General features: G+C 62.0%; 14 protein-coding genes. 11 read left to right on the top strand and 3 right to left on the bottom strand.

Going from position 1 to position 18,099, the window contains the following annotated elements; all coding sequences use genetic code 11:
* Positions 1-127 precede the first annotated feature (127 nt).
* A complete protein-coding gene (locus MQW23_RS12935; protein WP_252108620.1) occupies positions 128-721 on the top strand; it encodes a GNAT family N-acetyltransferase in 594 nt (197 codons plus the stop codon).
* A 4-nt stretch (positions 722-725) separates the two neighbouring features.
* Here the strand turns inward: MQW23_RS12935 and MQW23_RS12930 are convergent, their stop codons facing one another.
* Entirely contained in the window at positions 726-1,985 is a 1,260-nt protein-coding gene (locus MQW23_RS12930; protein ID WP_252108619.1) for an ABC1 kinase family protein, read from the bottom strand.
* Between the two features lie 383 nt (positions 1,986-2,368).
* On the opposite strand from MQW23_RS12930, the gene MQW23_RS12925 reads away from it, so the two are divergent.
* The 9 genes from MQW23_RS12925 to MQW23_RS12885 all read left to right on the top strand — a co-directional run bounded on the left by MQW23_RS12925 (position 2,369) and on the right by MQW23_RS12885 (position 13,595).
* The gene (locus MQW23_RS12925; RefSeq protein WP_252108618.1) at positions 2,369-4,174 is read left to right on the top strand and encodes an ABC transporter permease; all 1,806 of its coding nucleotides are present in this window, start codon (positions 2,369-2,371) and stop codon (positions 4,172-4,174) included.
* Between the two features lie 2 nt (positions 4,175-4,176).
* The gene (locus MQW23_RS12920) at positions 4,177-5,274 is read left to right on the top strand and encodes an ABC transporter ATP-binding protein (protein ID WP_252108617.1); all 1,098 of its coding nucleotides are present in this window, start codon (positions 4,177-4,179) and stop codon (positions 5,272-5,274) included.
* Positions 5,275-5,285: 11 nt separating this feature from the next.
* Complete coding sequence (locus MQW23_RS12915) at positions 5,286-6,389, top strand: ABC transporter substrate-binding protein (RefSeq protein WP_252108616.1); 1,104 nt, start codon at positions 5,286-5,288, stop codon at positions 6,387-6,389.
* A gap of 76 nt (positions 6,390-6,465) precedes the next feature.
* Positions 6,466-7,275, top strand: a complete 810-nt coding sequence (locus MQW23_RS12910; RefSeq protein ID WP_252108615.1) for an inositol monophosphatase family protein — start codon at positions 6,466-6,468, stop codon at positions 7,273-7,275.
* Complete coding sequence (locus MQW23_RS12905; protein WP_252108614.1) at positions 7,272-7,892, top strand: dual specificity protein phosphatase family protein; 621 nt, start codon at positions 7,272-7,274, stop codon at positions 7,890-7,892. Before MQW23_RS12910 ends, MQW23_RS12905 begins: the two co-directional genes overlap by 4 nt.
* Positions 7,867-8,868, top strand: coding sequence for a LacI family DNA-binding transcriptional regulator (locus MQW23_RS12900; protein WP_252108613.1), 1,002 nt, complete (start codon positions 7,867-7,869; stop codon positions 8,866-8,868). The genes MQW23_RS12905 and MQW23_RS12900 overlap by 26 nt, the downstream gene beginning before the upstream one ends.
* A 119-nt stretch (positions 8,869-8,987) precedes the next feature.
* On the top strand, positions 8,988-10,394 hold the full coding sequence (locus tag MQW23_RS12895; protein WP_252108612.1) for a histidine-type phosphatase: 1,407 nt from the start codon (positions 8,988-8,990) through the stop codon (positions 10,392-10,394).
* A gap of 107 nt (positions 10,395-10,501) precedes the next feature.
* Positions 10,502-11,542 (top strand): porin, encoded by a 1,041-nt coding sequence (locus MQW23_RS12890; RefSeq protein WP_252108611.1) that lies wholly within the window; start codon positions 10,502-10,504, stop codon positions 11,540-11,542.
* Positions 11,543-11,651: 109 nt separating this feature from the next.
* Positions 11,652-13,595, top strand: coding sequence for a DNA topoisomerase III (locus tag MQW23_RS12885; RefSeq protein WP_252108610.1), 1,944 nt, complete (start codon positions 11,652-11,654; stop codon positions 13,593-13,595).
* Positions 13,596-13,831: 236 nt separating this feature from the next.
* Here MQW23_RS12885 and MQW23_RS12880 read toward each other — a convergent pair whose 3' ends face one another.
* Positions 13,832-15,157: a DUF945 family protein gene (locus MQW23_RS12880; RefSeq protein ID WP_252108609.1), complete on the bottom strand. Its 1,326-nt coding sequence runs from the start codon at positions 15,155-15,157 to the stop codon at positions 13,832-13,834.
* A gap of 389 nt (positions 15,158-15,546) precedes the next feature.
* Here MQW23_RS12880 and MQW23_RS12875 point away from each other — a divergent pair, with 389 nt between their 5' ends.
* Entirely contained in the window at positions 15,547-16,977 is a 1,431-nt protein-coding gene (locus tag MQW23_RS12875; protein ID WP_252108608.1) for a YfcC family protein, read from the top strand.
* Between the two features lie 19 nt (positions 16,978-16,996).
* On the opposite strand, the gene MQW23_RS12870 is transcribed toward MQW23_RS12875, so the two are convergent.
* Positions 16,997-17,932 (bottom strand): LysR family transcriptional regulator, encoded by a 936-nt coding sequence (locus tag MQW23_RS12870; protein WP_252108607.1) that lies wholly within the window; start codon positions 17,930-17,932, stop codon positions 16,997-16,999.
* Positions 17,933-18,099 lie beyond the last annotated feature (167 nt).

The following is an 18,099-nucleotide window of genomic DNA, read 5'->3' as shown; positions in this document are numbered from 1 at the left end:
TTGAAAGCGCCATAGTCTAGCACGCCCCAAGGGCTTCACGCAGAAGGATTGGCGTGGCGAGAAGCGGCTGTTACTGTTCGGGGCTTACCGCCACGCACGCTTGACGCTCACCATTTTCGGAGGCGCGATGAGAACCGTTTCACACGCCATTTGCCAAGGGCTAGCCATCACGCCGTATCTCGAGGCACTGGCACGGCTGCGCATTCGCGTTTTTGCCGATTACCCCTATCTCTACGACGGCGACCTGGCCTATGAGGCCGAGTATCTGGATCGCTACGCGCAGAACCCGGCGAGCCTGTTCGTGCTCGCTTTTGACGGCGACACCCTGGTGGGCGCCTCCACGGGGCAGCCGCTGGCCGACGAAGTCGTTGAATTCCGCGCGCCTTTCGAGGCCGCGGGGATCGACCCGTCCGGGGTGTTCTACTATGGCGAGTCGGTGCTGTTGCACGAATACCGCGGTCAAGGGCTAGGCAAGGCGTTCATGGCCGAGCGCGAGCGTCACGCAAGAACCCAGGGCTTTGCCACCGCAGCCTTCTGCGCCGTGGAGCGACCGGCGAATCATCCTGCCAAGCCCGAAGGTTATCAGCCGCTTCACGGCTTTTGGGAAAGTTTGGGCTACCGCCGTCAGGCGTCGCTTGCTGCGCGCTTTGCCTGGAAGGATATCGGCGAGCGCGAGGAAACCGAGAAGCCGCTGGTGTTTTGGCTAAAGGCGCTGGATTAACGGCTTACCGCTCGGTTGGCGCGACGATAGCCCAGTTCAGAAGCGGCGTGACGCGGGCGTGCATGTCCAGCCGCGCTTTCAAGCGCACCAGGTTCCAGTAGTGGCCGTTGAGTGCTCGCGACAGCAGCAGCGTATCCGCCTGCGGCTGCAGCCGGTCCATTGCGCCCCATACCTTGGGGGAGAGTTCGCGCAGACGCCGATGCACGCGCACATCGCCGAAGTCCTGCTCGCCGGGTGCGAACAAGGGGGCCACGCACTCGGCGGCCTCGCGATAGAGCGACAGCGGCGCGCCCTGGCCCTGGCGCCCGCCCATCTTAAGCATCGCCTCGTCCATCGCCATCGCATCCTTCTCAAGCGTGGCCTTCAAAAGCGCCATCATCGCCATGAGCCGATCTTCCGGCACGGGGATCACCGCGCCGAAATCGTAAATGATCAGCCGTCCTTGCGCGTCGGCGGCGAAATTGCCGGCGTGGGGGTCGGCGTGCAGCTCGCCAAAGGTGAAAAGCTCCTCGGTGATCCAGTCGGCAAGCGTGGCGGCCACTTGTTGGCGCGTAGCATCGTCGGCACTTTCGAGTTCCCGTAGCGGCGTGCCCTCGACAAAGCGCATGGCGAGCACGTGGGTACCGCAAAGCGCCATCAGCGGCTCGGGAATGATCAGCCGCGAATCATAGGCGTAGCGCGCCCGGTAGCGCTCGAGCGCCCGGGCCTCGGCCAGGTAGTCGAGCTCGTCGCGAAGCCCGGCGGCGAGCTCCTCGAACATCGCGTCCAGCCGCGCCTGGGGCACCTTGAACCAGCGACCCAGGCGCATAATGCGTTTGAGCTGCGCCAGGTCGCTTTCGAGCACCTCGGAAAGGCCCGGGTACTGAACCTTGAGCACGACAGTTTCGCCGTCGCGCGTGATGGCCTTGTGCACCTGCCCCATGGAGGCGCTGGCGAAGGGACGCTCTTCGATCTCACGAAAGTGCTCGTCCAGCTCGCCGTACTGAAGCACCAGGGCCTCGCGAATGCGCGGCCAGGGCATCGGCTCGGCCTGGCGCTGCAGGCGGGCGAGCTCCTCGGCGAGATCTGGCGGTAGCAGGTCGTCCCACTGGGACATCATCTGCGCCATCTTCATGGCCGGGCCCTTGAGTTCCGAAAGCCCTTCGAACAGCGCCTCGCCGAGCGCGCGCCAATCCGCCTGGCCGCCCAGCCGGGTCTTCAGCATCGCCCCTCCGGTGCGGGCGCCGAGGCCCATCAAACGCCGTGTCCGTCCGCGATCGCGCATTCAATGACTCCCCGCCCGTGGTAATGAGATTGCTTTTTTGGACGCTTCATGAGGTTGTGCGCCTTGCCGTTTAGCGCGCAACGCGCTCACGTCGTCGCCCTGTGCAGCGTAGCCCAACTTTGACGTTCGATCGCCGTACCGCCCTGTTTTAGGCGCGGCGAGAATCGAAAAACGGGTGTATTTACGTGCAGCAAAAGCGCTTTACCAAAATATATACAGAACTTATAAAACACATAAATATCTGATTAAATTATCTATAATCGCCGCTAAATATTTTTGCACATAGGTGCAAATGTCAACGGACTGTCATTTTTGCTCCCTAGAATGCGCCCTATCTTCGGTCGACGTCGCTGGCCGATCCACGCATTCGAAGAGGACACGTCATGGCGGAGTGGACAAGAACGGCATACCCCCAACGGTGGGGAGTGCCGCTCAGCCTCAAACATCCGGCAACGCTTTTGGGCCTGGGGCTGCTGGCCTTGTTTGGCTATCTCATCCTGGCGCCGGTGGTGTCCATTCTGCTGGATGCCGTCCACGTCAATTTTGGCGATGCCGGGCGCATCGGGTCACCGCAAGGCAGCCTGACGCTTAACTACCTGCAACGCGTGTTCACCTCGCCGGTTTCACACCGGCTGTTCTGGCAGCCGTTACTCAACACCCTGCTCGTGTCCTTGGCCGCCATGAGTATCGCCATGTTGATCGGCGGCGTGATGGCCTGGCTTCTGAGCCGCACCGACCTGTGGGGCCGAGGCTGGTTTTCCACCGCCTTGATCGTGCCGTTCATGCTGCCGACCTGGACCTTCGCGCTGGCCTGGACGACGCTGTTCAAGAACCGCTCGACGGGCGGCCAACCGGGCTGGCTCGAATCCATGGGCATCGAATCGCCGGACTGGTTGGCCTATGGCGCACTGCCGATGATTCTGATTTTGGCGCTGCACTACATTCCGCTGGTCATTCTTCTGTTCGGCAACGCGCTGCGCCGCTTCGACGCGCAATTGGAGGATTCCGCGCGCATTCTGGGAGCGAGCCGTTCGACGGTGGCGTTTCGTATCGTGCTGCCCCTGATGCGCCCGGCGCTAATGTCAGCGATGGTACTGATTCTTGCCGACGCGCTGGGTGAATTCGCGGTGCCCTACATTCTTGGCCTGCCGGTGCAGTTCGATACGCTCTCGACCTCGCTTTTTCGCGCACTCTCATCGCGCCAGACCGGGGTGGCCTCGGTGCTCGCCGGCGCGATCATGGTGCTGGGCTGCATAACGCTGAGCATCGATCTCTACCTGATGCGCGAAGCGCGCCGTTTCGTTACCCTGGGCGGCAAGGGCGCCATGCAGCGTCGCCGCCCGCTGGGTGCCTGGCGCCTGCCTGCCACCCTGTTGGCCGCCGCGCTCTTATTCATCGGCGTGGTGCTGCCGCTGGGCACGCTGTTTTTCTCCACGATCATGCATATCCCCGGGCGCTTTGAGGCGGCCAACTTTACCTTCGACTACTGGATCGGACGCGATCTTTCCACCGTGGCCCTGAACAACGGCATCCTGCTCACGCCCGAGTTCTGGTCCGCCGCCTGGAACAGCCTGCGTATCGTTGGCAGTGCCTCGGTCTGCGCCGGTCTGCTGGGGCTTTTAGTGGGTTACGTGGTGACTCGCTCGCCCTGGCGCTGGCTTTCAAGCGCTTTGCGCCAGCTCACCTTCATGCCCTACCTGGTGCCGGGTATCGCCTTCGCCGCCGCCACCCTTTCGCTGTTCGCCGTCGAGCGCGGCCCCATTCCGGCGCTCTACGGCACCTCCGCGATTCTCATGCTGGCCCTGATCGCCGACCAGATGCCCTTCGCCTCGAGGGCGGGCATCTCGGCGATGACCCAGCTCGGCAAGGAGCCCGAGGAAGCGGCGCAGATCGTCGGCGCCGGCTGGTGGCGACGCATGGCGAGCATCATCGTGCCGATCCAGAAAGGCGCGCTGGTGGTGGGCATCGTGCTGCCGTTCATTTCGGGCATCAAAGGGGTAAGCCTGTTCATCATTTTGGCCGTGCCCGCCACCGACGTGCTGACGACCTATTCGCTGCGCCTGATCGACTACAACTACACCCAGGCCGCCAACGCGGTGGTGCTGATGATTGCCCTGCTCACCTGGGGCGGCACGGTGCTGACCCAGAAACTGACCAAGACGGGCCTTGCCCAAGGCCTGGAGAACTGATCATGCCGACGATTAACCTGGACGCCATTTCCAAGCAGTACGGCCCGCAAGCCATGGCGGTCGAGAACCTCGACCTGCACGTCGAAAGCGGCGATTTCATGTGCTTACTCGGCCCGTCGGGCTGCGGAAAGACCACCATCTTGCGCATGATCGCCGGGCTCGAGCACCTGAGCCAGGGGCGGCTTTCAATCGGCGACACGCCGGTCGACGACCCGGCCCGCGGTCGCTTCGTCTCCCCGGAGAAGCGCGGGCTGGGGCTGGTGTTTCAAAGCTACGCTCTGTGGCCGCACATGAGCGTGGAGCGCAATATCGACTTCGGCCTGCGCCTGCAGAAGTTTTCCGAGCGTGAACGCCGCGCCCGTACCGGCGAGGTGATGGAGAAACTCGGCATCGCCGACTACGCCAAGCGCTACCCGTCGCAGCTCTCCGGGGGGCAGCAGCAGCGCGTGGCGCTGGCGCGCATGATGGTGCTCAAGCCTCAGGTACTGCTACTCGATGAGCCGCTTTCCAACCTGGACGCCTCGCTTCGCCTGGAAATGCGCGCCGAGCTCAAGCGGTTGCACCAGGCGTTCGACACCACCATCGTGTTCGTCACCCACGACCAGTGGGAGGCGATGACGCTTGCCACCAACATTGCGGTGATGAGCAAGGGTCAACTTCAGCAGGTCGGAAGCCCCGACGATATCTACGCCCGCCCGGCCAACCGCTTCGTCGCCGAGTTCATCGGCAACCCGCCGATCAACCAGATCGAGGCCGCCTCCCGGCTCGGCGCTCGTTTAAACCGTCACACCGCCGCCCGTTCGATCGGCATTCGCCCGGAAGATATCCATCTGGCACGCACCGGGGATGCCGGCACGCTCATCGCGCAGGTGGAAAGTGTGATGCCCACCGGCGGCAGCTGGGTGCTGGAGCTCAATATCGACGGCCAGGCCTTGCAGCTGTCCACCCAGCGGCGCCCGGACGTACGCGCCGGTGACACCGCCCACTGCCATATTCATCCGCAGCACCTGCACCTTTTCGACGGCGATGGCCGCCGTCTCGATAGCGCCGAGGCGTCAAGCGCTACCCCGTTCAACACCCCTTACATGCACGCCGTTTGAAGGAGTTTCCCATGCGTCATTTGACCCGACTCGCCCTGGCCGTTGGCCTTGCCTCGAGCCCGCTGGCCCTGGCCGATACCGCCGACTCGCTGGAGGCGCTGATCGCCGCCGCGCGCCAGGAGCCACCGCTGACGGTCTACGATTCGACGGGCAAGATCGTCGAGCAGGCCGCCCGTTTCGCCGAGCAATACGGCCTCGAGGCCGAGGGCGTCAAGTCGAAGGCACCGCACACCCTGGAGCGGCTGATTCGCGAAGCCCAGGCCGGCAACGTTCAAACCGACGTGGCGATCATGGCCGATGCCCCGGCGGTGGCGGCCCAGTTGCTGGATACCGGCTTCGCGATGAGCTGGTTTCCCGAGGAGTTCGCTGAGCACATCGACGAGCGCTACCAGGACCCGCTCGCCATCGTCATGGCCCCCAACGTATGGGCCTACAATACCGCGCTTCACGATAGCTGCCCGATCGACAACGTCTGGGCGCTGACCGAGCCCGAATGGGCCCGCCACGTCACGTTGCAGGACCCGCTGGGCAAGCCCTCCTACGTCGACTGGTTCAATCAGATGGCCCAGCACGATGACGCGGCGATGGCCCAGGCCTACCAGGCCTACTTCGGTGAGCCGCTGCCCGATGACGAAGAGAGCGCCACCGCCGCGTGGGTCAAGGCGCTGGCGGCCAACGCACCGCTTCTGACCGATTCTGACTCTACCGCGGCCGAGTCGGTGGGCTCGCCGGATCAGCAGGAGAGCTTTATCGGTCTGATCAGCACCGCCAAGTTCCGCGAAAACGCTAACGGCATGAAGCTCGGGCTTTGCGAGGGCCTCGCCCCCTGGGCGGGCTGGACCTACCCCTCCATCGGCGTGATCGCCGCCGACACCGAAAGCCCCAACGCCGCCAAACTCTTTATTCGTTACCTGCTCACCGAAGAGGGCATCGCTCCTCAGGCGATCGACGGCAAGATCTCGACCCGTGCGGACATCACGCTGCCCGCTGAAGAGCCCTCCGGCGTCGGTGCGGTCCAGTCACAGCTTTTCGACTACGCGCCGCGCACCGCCCTCGATGACTGGGAGCACCGCCAGCAGTGGCAGGATCTCTGGATGCTGAACTATCGTCGTTGATGATTCGCCAAACGCTATCATCACCGACTGTCGCCAAAACTGTCACTAAAACCGTCGCCAAAACAAAAGGAATTTCATGTCCATGTCGCCTTCGCAGCTCGCCGAGCGCGCCGATTTTATTGAGCGCGTGATTCGCCAGGCGGGCCTTGAAGCCAAACGTCTTTATGACGCCCGTCAGCCCGGGGATTACACGCTCAAGGGTCCGCAGGATTTTTTGACCGAGGCGGATACCGCCGTCGAAAATCTGCTGTTCGACGCAATCAAGGCGCGCTTTGCCGACGACGCTTTTTTAGGCGAAGAGACCGGCGGCGATTGTGACGGTCAGGCCACTTGGGTGGTCGATCCCATCGATGGCACCGCCAACTACGCCCGCGGCATCGATCACTTCTGTGTCTGCATCGCGTTCATCGATGCCGGCCAGACCGAGCTAGGGGCGATCTACAACCCCTGCAGCGAGGAGCTCTACCTCACCCGCCGCGGTCAGGGCGCTTACAAGAACGGTCGCCGCCTTGATGTTGCCGGCACCGAGTGCCTCGCTACCGCCACCATCGAAATGGGCTGGTCGACGCGAACGACGCTTTCAACGTACCTGGACACTCAGGCCGCGCTGATTCTGGAAGGCGCCAACGTGCGCCGCGGGGCCTCCGGGGCGCTGGCACTGGCCTGGGTGGCCGAAGGCCGTACCGACGGCTATCTGGAGCACCACATGAACCCCTGGGACAGCCTGGCGGGGCTCTTGATGGTCAAGGAGGCCGGCGGCGTTACCCATCCCTATCTTTCGCTTTCGAACACCCTCGCCCAGGGCGGTCCGGTCATGGCGGCTGCCCCCGGTATCGCTCAAGCGCTGGCCCACCATAGCCGGCTCAATCATCAGGAAATCGCATGAACAAGATTCGTTACCCCCGCCCGCCCTTGAGCTTGATCGAGCAAGCACTGCCCGGACGCGGCGTGGCGCTATATATCGGCGACAGCGACGCGGCGAGCTCGCCGGCGCTATTGAAAGAGAACGGCATCACCACGGTCATCAACTGCGCGGTGAACCTGGATATCAACCTGGTCGCCGCCGGCGACACCGAAGCGGGCCGCCTGGCTCACGGGGCGGGTGAGTTTCGCTACTACAAGATCGGCATGATCGACGGCCCGGGAAACCCTCACGAGCAGATGCTGGCCGCCTACTTCATTCTGCGCGCCGCGCTCGACCAGATCATGCCGGACAAGCCCTCTTACCCGCTGCGCGAGAAGGGCAACGTATTGGTGAACTGCCGCGGCGGGCGCAGCCGTTCGGTCACCCTGGTGTCGCTGTTTCTACACCTGGAAATGCCGAGCCGCTACCCGACGCTTGAAAGCGCGGTGGCCCACGTGCGTCAGGCGAGAAAGCTCCACCCGGACGAGTGGTTCGAGACGCCCAAGCCGGAGCTTTTCGAGGCGGCGCGCATTGCGGCCGGCCAAATCAAGCAACTCTACCAGGACACCCCGGATGAGCAGCTCACGCAAGTTTGCTAGCGCCGAAGAGGTCGCGCGGCTGGCCGGCGTGTCACGCTCAGCGGTCTCGCGCACCTTTACCGACGGCGCCAGCGTATCAGAGCAGACGCGGCAAAAGGTGCTCGCCGCCGCCGCGGAGCTCAACTACCACGTCAACCAGCTGGCGCGCGGGCTGTCGCTCGAAAGCTCCCGGCCGGTCTGCCTGGTCGGTAATCAGCTAGGCTCGCCGTTTCTTTCAAGCCTGCTCGAAGCGGTCAGCCGGCATATCCAGGCGCTGGGACGCGCGGTCATGCTGATCAATACCTCCGGCGACGCCGAGGCGGTGGAAAGCGCCCTGCATCAGGCGCTTGAGTACCGCGCAAGTGCGGTGGTGGTGCTCTCCGGCGCCCCCGCCGAGTCGCTGGTCCAGACCTGCATGCAAAGCGGGCTGCGCGTAGTGCTGGTCAATCGTGGCCAGACCTTCAACGGCCCGGTGCATATCACCCTGGGCCACGAGGAGGCCATGGAAGAGGCCTTTGCGCTTTTTTACCGCGCGGGGTGTCGCTCCTTTGGCCTGGTGAGCTCGACCGCCGGCACGCCCAGCCTGGTCGCGCGGGAGCAGGCCTTCGCCCAACGGGTCAACGACTCGGGGCTGCCCCTTGTGACCGTTCGCGCGGGGCCTACCCGCTACGCAACCGGTCAGGAGGCAGCGCGCCAATTGCTGGGCCGCGCCCAGCGCCCGGACGCGGTGCTGTGTACCACCGACCTGCTCGCCTGCGGCTTTCTGGACACAGCCCGCCAGACGTTCAAGCTCGATATCCCCCGGGATCTGTGCGTGATGGGCTTCGACAACATCGAGCAGGCCAGCTGGGGCAGCTATGAACTGAGCACCTTTCATCACCCGGTCGAAGAGATCGCCGCGTCGGTCGCTCAGCAGCTGGCGGACGAGCGCGTGGCCGGGCAGATCATCCAGCTTCCCGCCACCCCGGTATGGCGAGGCACCATTCGCCCCGGCTAACGGATGACCAAGCCGCTTTAGAAAAACCAAACCACTGATTTTATTCGCCTCATTGTCGGCGAAGGGGCCTCTTCGTGCCTTTAAAAAGCAAGCGATATCCACTACCAGGGAGAATACTCATGCCATTACCTACCTACCGCCATGCCGTCACCGCCTCGTTGGCCGGCCTGATCGCCGCGCCGGCGCTCGCGACTGCGTCCAGCGACGCCGCGGTGCCGGACGCTACCTACTACAGTACCAAGACGCCCTACGCCTACCAGCACGATGACCTCAGCCCGGCGCCGCAAGGCTTTGAACCGGTGTTCATGCAGTACGTGGGCCGCCACGGCTCGCGCCATCTTTCCAGCGCCAAGTACGACAAGACGCTCTTCGAACTTCTCGAGATCGCCGAGGCGCGCGGCCAGATCACCGACGCCGGGCGCGAGCTGAAAGACGAGATTGCGCGGCTGATGGCGGTCGAGGAGAACGTTTACGGCGAGCTGTCGCTGCTCGGCGGCGAGGAGCTTTTCGATATCGGCCAGCGCGTCGGCGAGCGCTTTCCCGACATGTTCGAGCAGGGCCGTCCGATCATCGCTCACGCCACCTACAAGGACCGCACTCCGCAAAGCCGCGATCATTTCCTCGACGGGCTACAGAGTGCGCTTGGCGACGCCACTCCGCCCATCGAAGCGAGCCAGTACGCCAAGGGCCAGGACCCCTACCTTCGCCCCTACGATCTCGCCCCGCGCTACGAAAACTACAAAGAAAACGGCGAGTGGCAAGCGGTCGTCGACGACTACCTCAGCGAACATGCGCAAACCGACGACTACGCCCGAGACATCTTGAGCCGGTTCATCGACGAGGCGCTTTTCGAGGCGCTCGAAAACGGCGAGTTCGCGCTGGAAGACGCCAAGGGCCGCGTCAAGCTGGCAACGCCTGCCGATGCCGCCAACAACCTCTACCAGCTCTATATCATCTCACCGAATATCGTGCGCGAGGGTGAGTTCGATTTCGGTCGCTATTTCAGCGAAGAGCAGCTCGCCTGGTACGAAGACCTCGATTTGATGGAGGCCTTCTACGCCAAGGGGCCGTCGCTTGAAAGCAGCGATCTGCCCCGGGAGATCGCTGCCCCAATGGTCAAGGAGCTGATCACGTCGACACAGCACGCCCTTGAGCAAAACGACACCAGCGGCATCTTCAATTTCACCCACGCCGAGATGATCATGCCGCTGGCCGCCTACTTGGAGCTCGACGGCGCCAATGAAAGCCAGAACGACCCCGCCCGCGTGGACGAAAGCTGGGACGGCAAGACGATCACGGCGATGGCGGCCAATATCCAGTGGATCGTCTATGAAAACGGCGACGAGCACCTGGTGAAAATGCTGCACAACGAGCACGAAGTGGCGTTTCCGCTCCCGACCGAGCAGTACCCCTATTACGACTGGGACAGCGTCCAGGCGTACTACGCCGACCGGGTCGTCGAAAGCGGCCTGTCGCTGGATAACACCTTGCAAGACGATATCGAGGCACTGCGAAACGACTTCTAACGCCTTCGCCCTCAGCTGATTTAACACCTTGAAAACTCGCCCTCTTTCGATTTCGCGATCGAAAGAGCGGCCCCCTGCTGCCTGAAGTTCATCCGGAGAACGTAAAAATGAAGAAATCGGCTATCGCAACGCTCGTCACCCTGGCCGCCTTTCAGAACGCCCACGCGGCAATCGTTCATGAAAGCGACGACCTGCGTGTCGATCTGAGAGGCAAGGTGCAGTACGAAGCCGGCGTCTTCGACTACGACGACGACCGCCCCGCCCAGCGGCTCAATTTTGGCGGCGACGGCAAGGCGCGAATCGGAACCCAGTTCAACTACCATTTTTCCGATGAGCTGGACCTGCTCGGCAAGCTCGAATGGCAGATGAACGCTGAGGACGACAACGATACCAAAACCGATAGCCTCGACGTTCGTTACGCCTGGCTTGGCTTTCGCTACCTGGATCAGCTGGAGATGGCCATCGGCCGAACCAAGAGCGCAACCAGTCAGCTCGTCGATGTGACCGATATCTTCGAGCTTTACGGCTCATCGGCCAACGACAACAAGATCAACGGCGTCAAGCCTTTTGACAGCAAAAAGGATGACCAACTCACCATCGGCTACGATATCGGCAACTGGGATCTGCGCGGCAGCTACGTGTTCGAGGATGAAGGCCGCGCCCGACAAACCAGCCCGGAAGACCGCGATTACCAGTACGGTTTGTCCGCGCGCTATACCACCGACTACGACGTCGATTTCGTTGGCGCTTTCGAGTACCAGGGCTTTCAAGGCACCACCGACACGCTGGGCGACATGACCAGTTGGGGGCTTGGTATGGGTTGGCGTCACGATGGCTTTTACGTGGGTGGTATCAACGGCTACAAGCGCATGGACGCCGCCAACGATCAAACGTATTCCAGCCACTTTTACGAGCTGGCCGTCGCCTACGAACTGGGCAATTCCTTGCTGATGGCGGGCTACAACTATGAAGAAGGCGAAGACGACCTGGCCTTCGAGGACGCCCGGGTCGACGAATACGTGTTCGGCGTTTCGTATCAGGTGATTCCGCAAGCCAAAATATACGCCGAGTACAACATTGACCGCCTGCAGGTGGATGGTCAGAGCCGCGATGACCTTTACGGCGTAGGATTCGAGTTCAAGTTCTAACCAACCGCCCCCACAAGGGGTAAATAACGAACAAACCGAACCGGGGCGTTCGGGGATGCGAATGACTCTGATACCATACTGAGTTCGCACACCCGAGGGCCCCTTGCGCATGCGCTTGATTATCGCCGAAAAACCCAGCCTGGCTCGGGCCATTGCCGATGCGCTGCCGGGCAGTGGCCAGCGCCTGGACGGCGCCATCGCCTGCGGCGATACCACCGTGACCTGGTGTCTTGGCCATCTTCTCGAACAGGCCGCGCCCGAAGTATATGACCCCGCCGACAAGCAGTGGCGCCTGGACCGGCTGCCGATCGTGCCCGGCAGTTGGAAACTGGCGCCGCGCAGCAAGGCCCGCGGCCAGCTCGCCGTGATCCGCAAGCTGATCAAACAGGCAAGAGAGGTGGTGCACGCCGGCGACCCGGACCGCGAAGGGCAACTGCTAGTGCAGGAAGTGATCGAGTACCTGAACTACCGCGGGCCGGTGTCCAGGCTTCTGATCAGCGACCTGAACCGCCCGGCGGTGGGTCGGGCACTTGATAAACTCAAGAGCAACGCCGAGTACCAGCCGCTCTTTCAGGCGGCCCAGGCCCGCTCCCGGGCGGACTGGCTTTACGGCATCAACCTGACCCGCGCCTGGACGCTGACCGGCCGCCAGGCAGGCTTTGATGGCGTGCTTTCCGTGGGCCGGGTACAGACGCCGGTGCTCGGATTGATCGTGCGCCGCGATAACGCCATTCGCGACTTCAGGCCCTACCTGTTCTACCCGCTCTGGGTGGATCTTCAGGTGGCCCAGGGCCAGCTTCGCGCCTGGTGGGTGCCGACTGAGCGCCAGCCGCTGGACGACCAGGGCCGGCTGGTCGAGCGCGCCCCGGCGGATGCGCTGGCGGCGAGGCTTTCCGGCGCCGAGGGCCGGCTTGGCAAACTCGAACAAAGCGAGAAGCGCCAGAACGCGCCGCTGCCCTACTCGCTTTCTGCACTTCAAGTAGACGCCGCGCGCCGCTTCGGGCTCTCTGCCCAGACGGTGCTCGACGTGTGCCAGCGCCTTTACGAACAGCACAAGCTGATCACCTACCCGCGCTCGGACTGTCGTTACTTGCCGGAAGAGCACCTGCCGCTCGCGAAAAAAAGCCTGACCGGCGCCTGCCAAAACGACCAGACGCTCGCCGGGTGGCTAGCAGGCGCGGATTTTTCGCTGCGCTCGAAAGCCTGGAACGACAAGCAGGTGGGCGCTCACCACGCCCTTGCCCCGACTGGCAAGCCCGCCGACTTCTCGGCGCTTTCCAACATCGACGGGCAGGTGTTTCGCCTGATCGTGCGCAACGTCATGGCACAGTTTTACCCGCCGCTTAGAACCTTCGAGGTCAAGGCGGAGTTTCACCTCTTGAACGAGGCGTTTCGTGCCCGGGGCCAAAGCGTGCTCGATCCCGGCTGGAAGCCGCTGTTCACGACAAAAGAGGACGCCCCGCCCTTGCCGCCACTGACACAAAATGAGCCCTGCCAAGCGCTGGGCGCCGGTGTGGAGGAGAAAGAGACCCGCCCGCCGGAACCTTTTACTGATGCAAGCCTGATCAAGGCGATGATGAACATCGGGCGCTACGTGGAGGATGCGGAGGTGCGCCGTACGCTTCGCGACACCGACGGCCTGGGCACTGAAGCCACCCGGGCCGGCATCATCGAAACCCTGGTGCAGCGCGGCTATCTCGTGCGCAAACAAAAGGCGCTGCGCGCTACCCGTTTGGGCAGCGCGCTGATCGCTGCCCTGCCGTCCGCGGTGAGCACGCCGGAGCGCACCGCACTCTGGGAGCAGCGGCTAAGCGCCATCGCCGAGCAAGGCGACAGCGCCCCCGCTTTTCAGCAGGCGCTAATCGAGGATCTGCACGGGCTGCTTCAACAAAGCGACGCGGGCCGGCTGCGTTCGAGCCTGCAAACCGCCCAAGGGGAAGACGCCACGCCGGCTAAACGTACATCAAGGGCGCGCAAGAGCAGTTCGAGCACAAAAAGTACGGCGCGGCGCAAAAGCCCTGCCAAGCATAGAACGTCGCGTAAGCCTTCCTGATCGAAACGCACGCTATTACTGTGCTAAACACTTTAAAGCTGCAATTGGCGCTTCTTAACGATCGCAAGATAACGGTATAAAAATGGAGCATTTTCCCTTTCAGGCTTGGGAGCTTTCACCCCCCCAAGCACACCGCCATAATAAGCGGTTCATCACACCCATTGTCGGAAGTGGTGAAGAACATGCGCTCCGCTGGCGCGGTACAGCCTAAACCCACCAGTGGGGAGCCACTAATGCTAGAACAGCGCTTCACCATTGAGGGTCAGTTCGCCCTGCTCCCACTTGAGCGTTTGCTGCTCGCGCGAAGTATCGATCAAAAAGCGTGCCATCAGCGGCAGCTCATCCATCACCGCTTCCGGCGGGGTGGCCATGCTGGCCTCGAAATGGACGCGACGGCTGAAGTAGGCGTTGGCTTGCGCCTCGTTCATGGAAGCGTTTTGGGGCTCGATGAGCTCACTTGCCGGGGTATCGGTGTGGCGAGCAAAACTGTAGAGCGCTTCTTTCGATAGGTTATCGCCGTCGAAGCCCATGTCGATCGTGAGCCGCGGGTTAAAATCCAGATTCAGCTCCGGCACCACGATATGGGCATCCAGCGGGTCGATACTGGCCGCAGGGCTGCTGGACAAAAACGTGTAGCCATTGTCGACCGCCTGGGCCAGCGACTCACGGTAGCGCGCCTCGTCGAAGCTTGCCGGTTCCTGCTTTTGGCGATAGCGCTGGGCGGTCAGCATGGCAAAGGCTTCGTTGTAGTCCTGGAACGCCTGCATGTCCAGGCGCTGGGTGGCGAAGTCCATCGAGAGACTCCCCATCGAGGTCTCGCCTACGCCGAAATCTGCCACTTCGAAGGTGCCGGCTTGATCGACCCGCCGGGGGTTGTCTTCGAGCTCGGTGGAAGGCTTTGTGAGGTTATCCAACACAACGTCGTTCAGGTAAACGTTGAGCCCTTGGGTCGCAACCTCTGCGCGGGGAAGCTCGAGTCGCTGCACCACTTCGCTGCCCTTTTCGCCGCGGGTATCCATTTCGAAACGCGGCGTGGTGAGGCGCACGATGGATCCATCGACGTAGGTAAACCCAAGCGCCTCGATGCGCGTATCGACGTGCCAGCGCGTCTCGTCCTCGATATCAAGATCCATTACCACCCCGGTGGCCTCGCCGTCGAACGCCTCGAGGCGCAACGTATCGGCGGTAAGTTGGCCCTCAGCCCCGCTCCAGGATGCCACCATGTCGATATCGATATCGCCCTCGAAAAGCGCCTCGCTCGGGCGCAGAGTGCCGGTTACCGGGCTTTTGAACACGCCGTGGTCCACGTGCAGGTCGAGCTCGGCGGTCGCGTCTTCGAAACCGACGGCGCCGAGCGTGGCCCGCGCGTTGGTTTCGAAAAGCGAGCGGTCGATATCGATATCAGTGACGCGCCAGCCAGGTGAGGCGTCGATGCGCGCGAGCGCCTGGTTCAGCGATTTTTCCACCTCATTTCCCACTATCGCCTGCGCGCCGAGATAGCCGCCCGCGCCCACCACGACCACGGCGCCCACGATCACCAGCGCTTTCGAACTAACGGCCATGCCGCGCTCCTTCTATAGGGTTTAAAAAACAGGGCTTAAAAATACGACGTTTAAAAAGCCGTCGAGCTTAATTTAATAATGATTATTGTTTCAATAGAAATCAGCGCCGCCCACCCCGCGGGTGTAATTAGCTTGCTCAAAATAGAAAGGCGCTTTGATAAATACACAATTGCCGCCGTTTGGCTTCCCTGGTAGTTTGATTTCGATCATGACCCGAAGGGTTTTCCGCTGTTTGCAGCGCCGCCGGGCAACGCCACTAAAAGCGGCCGCCGTACGTTATTAATCGCGAGCTCGTTTTCAACAGTGCCGCGTGCGCCTGCCGCTAGTGACGATAAACCCCACCTGTACGCTTTCACACTAAAACCATAACGCTCAAAGCGGAGAGAACGATGAAAGAAACGCCGAATTCGACCAAGGCGGGCGCGCAGCCGGCGAAGAAAAAGCGCGCCATGCCGGATGTGTTCATTATCCTGTTCGGCTTCATGGTGCTGGTACTGATCGCGTCCTACATCGTGCCCGCCGGCACCTATGAAAGAACGGTCGAAAACGGGCTAACCCAGGTCGACACGGAAAGCTTTCGCTATATCACCGCCGATTCGCTCAACGTCATGGATCTGTTTACCGCCATGCACAACGGCTTGGTGGCGGCTTCGACGCTGGTCTTTTTGATTTTGATCGTCGGCGGTGTGCTCAAGGTCATTGAAACCACGGGGGCCATCAGCGCCGGTATTCACCGCTTGATCGCGATGGCGAAAGGCCGCCAGAACGTGCTGATCTGGATTTTTTGCGGCACGTTCGCCACGCTCGCCTCGGTGGGTGTGGGCGCGAACCTGGCGATCGCGTTCATTCCCATCGGGCTCTTTTTAGCGCGTTCGATGAAGCTCGACCCGGTCGTGGGCGTGGCGATTATCTTTTTGGGTTCCTACGCGGGCTTTGGCGCCGGCGTGTTCGACCCTACCGTGACGGTGACCGGTCAAACCATCGCCGAGCTTCCTCTGTTTTCCGGTTTCGTCTATCGCAGCGTTATTTTCGTGGTATTTCTGGGGATCACGGCTGCCTACATCTGCCGCTACGCCAAACGCATCAAGCAGGACCCGGCGGCTAGCGTCATGGGGGCCGAGGCCTTCGCGGGCGCCCAGGGGGATGAGCAGCCAAGCGAGGTCACGACCTTTACCTTGACCCACAAGCTGGTGCTTGCGCTGTTCGTGTTCGGTTTTGGTCTGTTCATCTTTGGCGCGTTCAACTATGGCTGGAGCATCCCGCAGCTCTCCGCCACCTTTTTGATGATGGGCGTGGCGACGGCCTGCATCGCGAGAATTTCGCCCAACGATTTCATCAAGCGGCTGATGAGTGGTGCCGGCGATGTGCTTTACGGAGCGCTGGTGATCGGCGTGGCCGCGGCGGTGATCGTGCTGCTGCGCCAGGCGCAGCTGATCGATACCATCGTGCATAGCGTGGCTACCTCGCTCGACGGCCACGGCAAGGTGGTGGCCATGGAGCTTCTTTACGGCTTCAACCTGCTGTTCAACGGGCTGATTACCTCGGGTACCGGGCAGGCGGCTATCGTCATGCCGATCATGGTGCCGATCGGCGATATGCTCGAGGTGACGCGTCAGGCCACGTTCATCACCTTCAAACTCGGCGATGCGGTGACCAATATCGTTACCCCGCTTTCCGGTACGTTAATGGCGTGTTTGGCCATTGCAAGGGTTTCCTACGTTGAGTGGTTCAAGTTCGTGCTGCCGCTGGTGCTGCTCTGGATCGTGACCGGTGCCCTCTTCGTTGGCGTAGCCGTAGCGATCAACTACGGCCCCTTCTAGGTTTCAAGCGCCTGGCCAATCACACACCGCTTTCGCCATTCCCGGCGAAAGCGGTTTTTTCTGCTTCGATCAGCCTCGCGGTAAGGATGCCCAGAAATCGCTCGATGTGCTCGGGCAGGCGGCGATCCGCCATGACCTGTAGCTGCAGGCTGCGCTGTGCCAGTTGAGGCTCCTTGAACGGAATATGGACAAGCCCTGCCTTTTGAACGCGCCCACTGACCGACATCGCGCTGCAAAGCCCTACCATGTTCTGATGTTCGCTAACTGCGGTGTAGGTCACGCCCAGGGTATTACAGGCAATGCTCGGGTGGAGCTTGACACCGGAGAGGCTGCACGCCACGTCGAACAAATAGCGCACCGTCGATCCGGTGTCAGACACGGTCAGCGGATAGTCGGCCAGGTCCTTCATCTCCAGCGCTTCAAAAGCCGCCAGCGGGTGATCGTTTCTCATCAGCGCACCGATCGCCGCGCTGTGGCTCGAGACCACCTGCACGCCGATATCCACCGACAGGCTGAAAGTCAGCGCGATATCGACACTGCCCTGCTTGACCAGCTCGGAGGCGCGGGCGGACTCCACCACCTGAAGATCAAAGCCGATTTCCGGATCATCGAAAATGAAGCGGGAAATGACGCTAGGCAGAAAGTGCCAGGCCATGCCGTCCGGGCAGGCCACGCGAATGGTCTGTCGCTGCCGGGCCGTCGCACTCCGCATCTGATCCACTACGCTTTCGAGTTCGAGCTGGTTGCGAAGCGCGTAAGCCTGAAGCAGCTTGCCCGCCTCGGTCAGCGCCATGCCCCGAGGCTGGCGGTTGAACAGCGTGAGTTCCAGACGCTGCTCCAGATTGGTGATCTGGCGGCTGACCGCTGACACCGCAACGTGAAGCTCCTGTGCCGCCGCCGACAGCGACCCGGTTCTCGCCACGCTTTGAAAGTACCGCAAATTGAGTTCCTGCATGGCTGTCTCCGGGTGTTCCTCTGCAAGGCAGGCGCCGTGAAAAGCGCGCCAGATCGGCGCCCTCATTTCCAAAAAATAGAAACGTTGATTGATATTTTATTAATTGCCGCAAATCAGGGCAAACGATACGCTCGAACCACTTATCTGCCAAGCACGACGAGGGCCTC

The organism is Halomonas sp. S3-1-1 (genome assembly GCF_023757625.1).
Taxonomy (GTDB): Bacteria; Pseudomonadota; Gammaproteobacteria; order Pseudomonadales; family Halomonadaceae; genus Vreelandella.
Note: the sequence above shows the minus strand (reverse complement) of the source record. Positions and strands in the feature narration are given on the sequence as shown.

Bases quoted from the DNA above. Each gene is read 5' to 3' on its own strand.
- MQW23_RS12935 (WP_252108620.1), top strand. From the start codon at position 128: ATGAGAACCGTTTCACACGCCATTTGCCAAGGGCTAGCCATCACGCCG.
- MQW23_RS12930 (WP_252108619.1), bottom strand. From the start codon at position 1,985: ATGCGCGATCGCGGACGGACACGGCGTTTGATGGGCCTCGGCGCCCGC.
- MQW23_RS12925 (WP_252108618.1), top strand. From the start codon at position 2,369: ATGGCGGAGTGGACAAGAACGGCATACCCCCAACGGTGGGGAGTGCCG.
- MQW23_RS12920 (WP_252108617.1), top strand. From the start codon at position 4,177: ATGCCGACGATTAACCTGGACGCCATTTCCAAGCAGTACGGCCCGCAA.
- MQW23_RS12915 (WP_252108616.1), top strand. From the start codon at position 5,286: ATGCGTCATTTGACCCGACTCGCCCTGGCCGTTGGCCTTGCCTCGAGC.
- MQW23_RS12910 (WP_252108615.1), top strand. From the start codon at position 6,466: ATGTCCATGTCGCCTTCGCAGCTCGCCGAGCGCGCCGATTTTATTGAG.
- MQW23_RS12905 (WP_252108614.1), top strand. From the start codon at position 7,272: ATGAACAAGATTCGTTACCCCCGCCCGCCCTTGAGCTTGATCGAGCAA.
- MQW23_RS12900 (WP_252108613.1), top strand. From the start codon at position 7,867: ATGAGCAGCTCACGCAAGTTTGCTAGCGCCGAAGAGGTCGCGCGGCTG.
- MQW23_RS12895 (WP_252108612.1), top strand. From the start codon at position 8,988: ATGCCATTACCTACCTACCGCCATGCCGTCACCGCCTCGTTGGCCGGC.
- MQW23_RS12890 (WP_252108611.1), top strand. From the start codon at position 10,502: ATGAAGAAATCGGCTATCGCAACGCTCGTCACCCTGGCCGCCTTTCAG.
- MQW23_RS12885 (WP_252108610.1), top strand. From the start codon at position 11,652: ATGCGCTTGATTATCGCCGAAAAACCCAGCCTGGCTCGGGCCATTGCC.
- MQW23_RS12880 (WP_252108609.1), bottom strand. From the start codon at position 15,157: ATGGCCGTTAGTTCGAAAGCGCTGGTGATCGTGGGCGCCGTGGTCGTG.
- MQW23_RS12875 (WP_252108608.1), top strand. From the start codon at position 15,547: ATGAAAGAAACGCCGAATTCGACCAAGGCGGGCGCGCAGCCGGCGAAG.
- MQW23_RS12870 (WP_252108607.1), bottom strand. From the start codon at position 17,932: ATGCAGGAACTCAATTTGCGGTACTTTCAAAGCGTGGCGAGAACCGGG.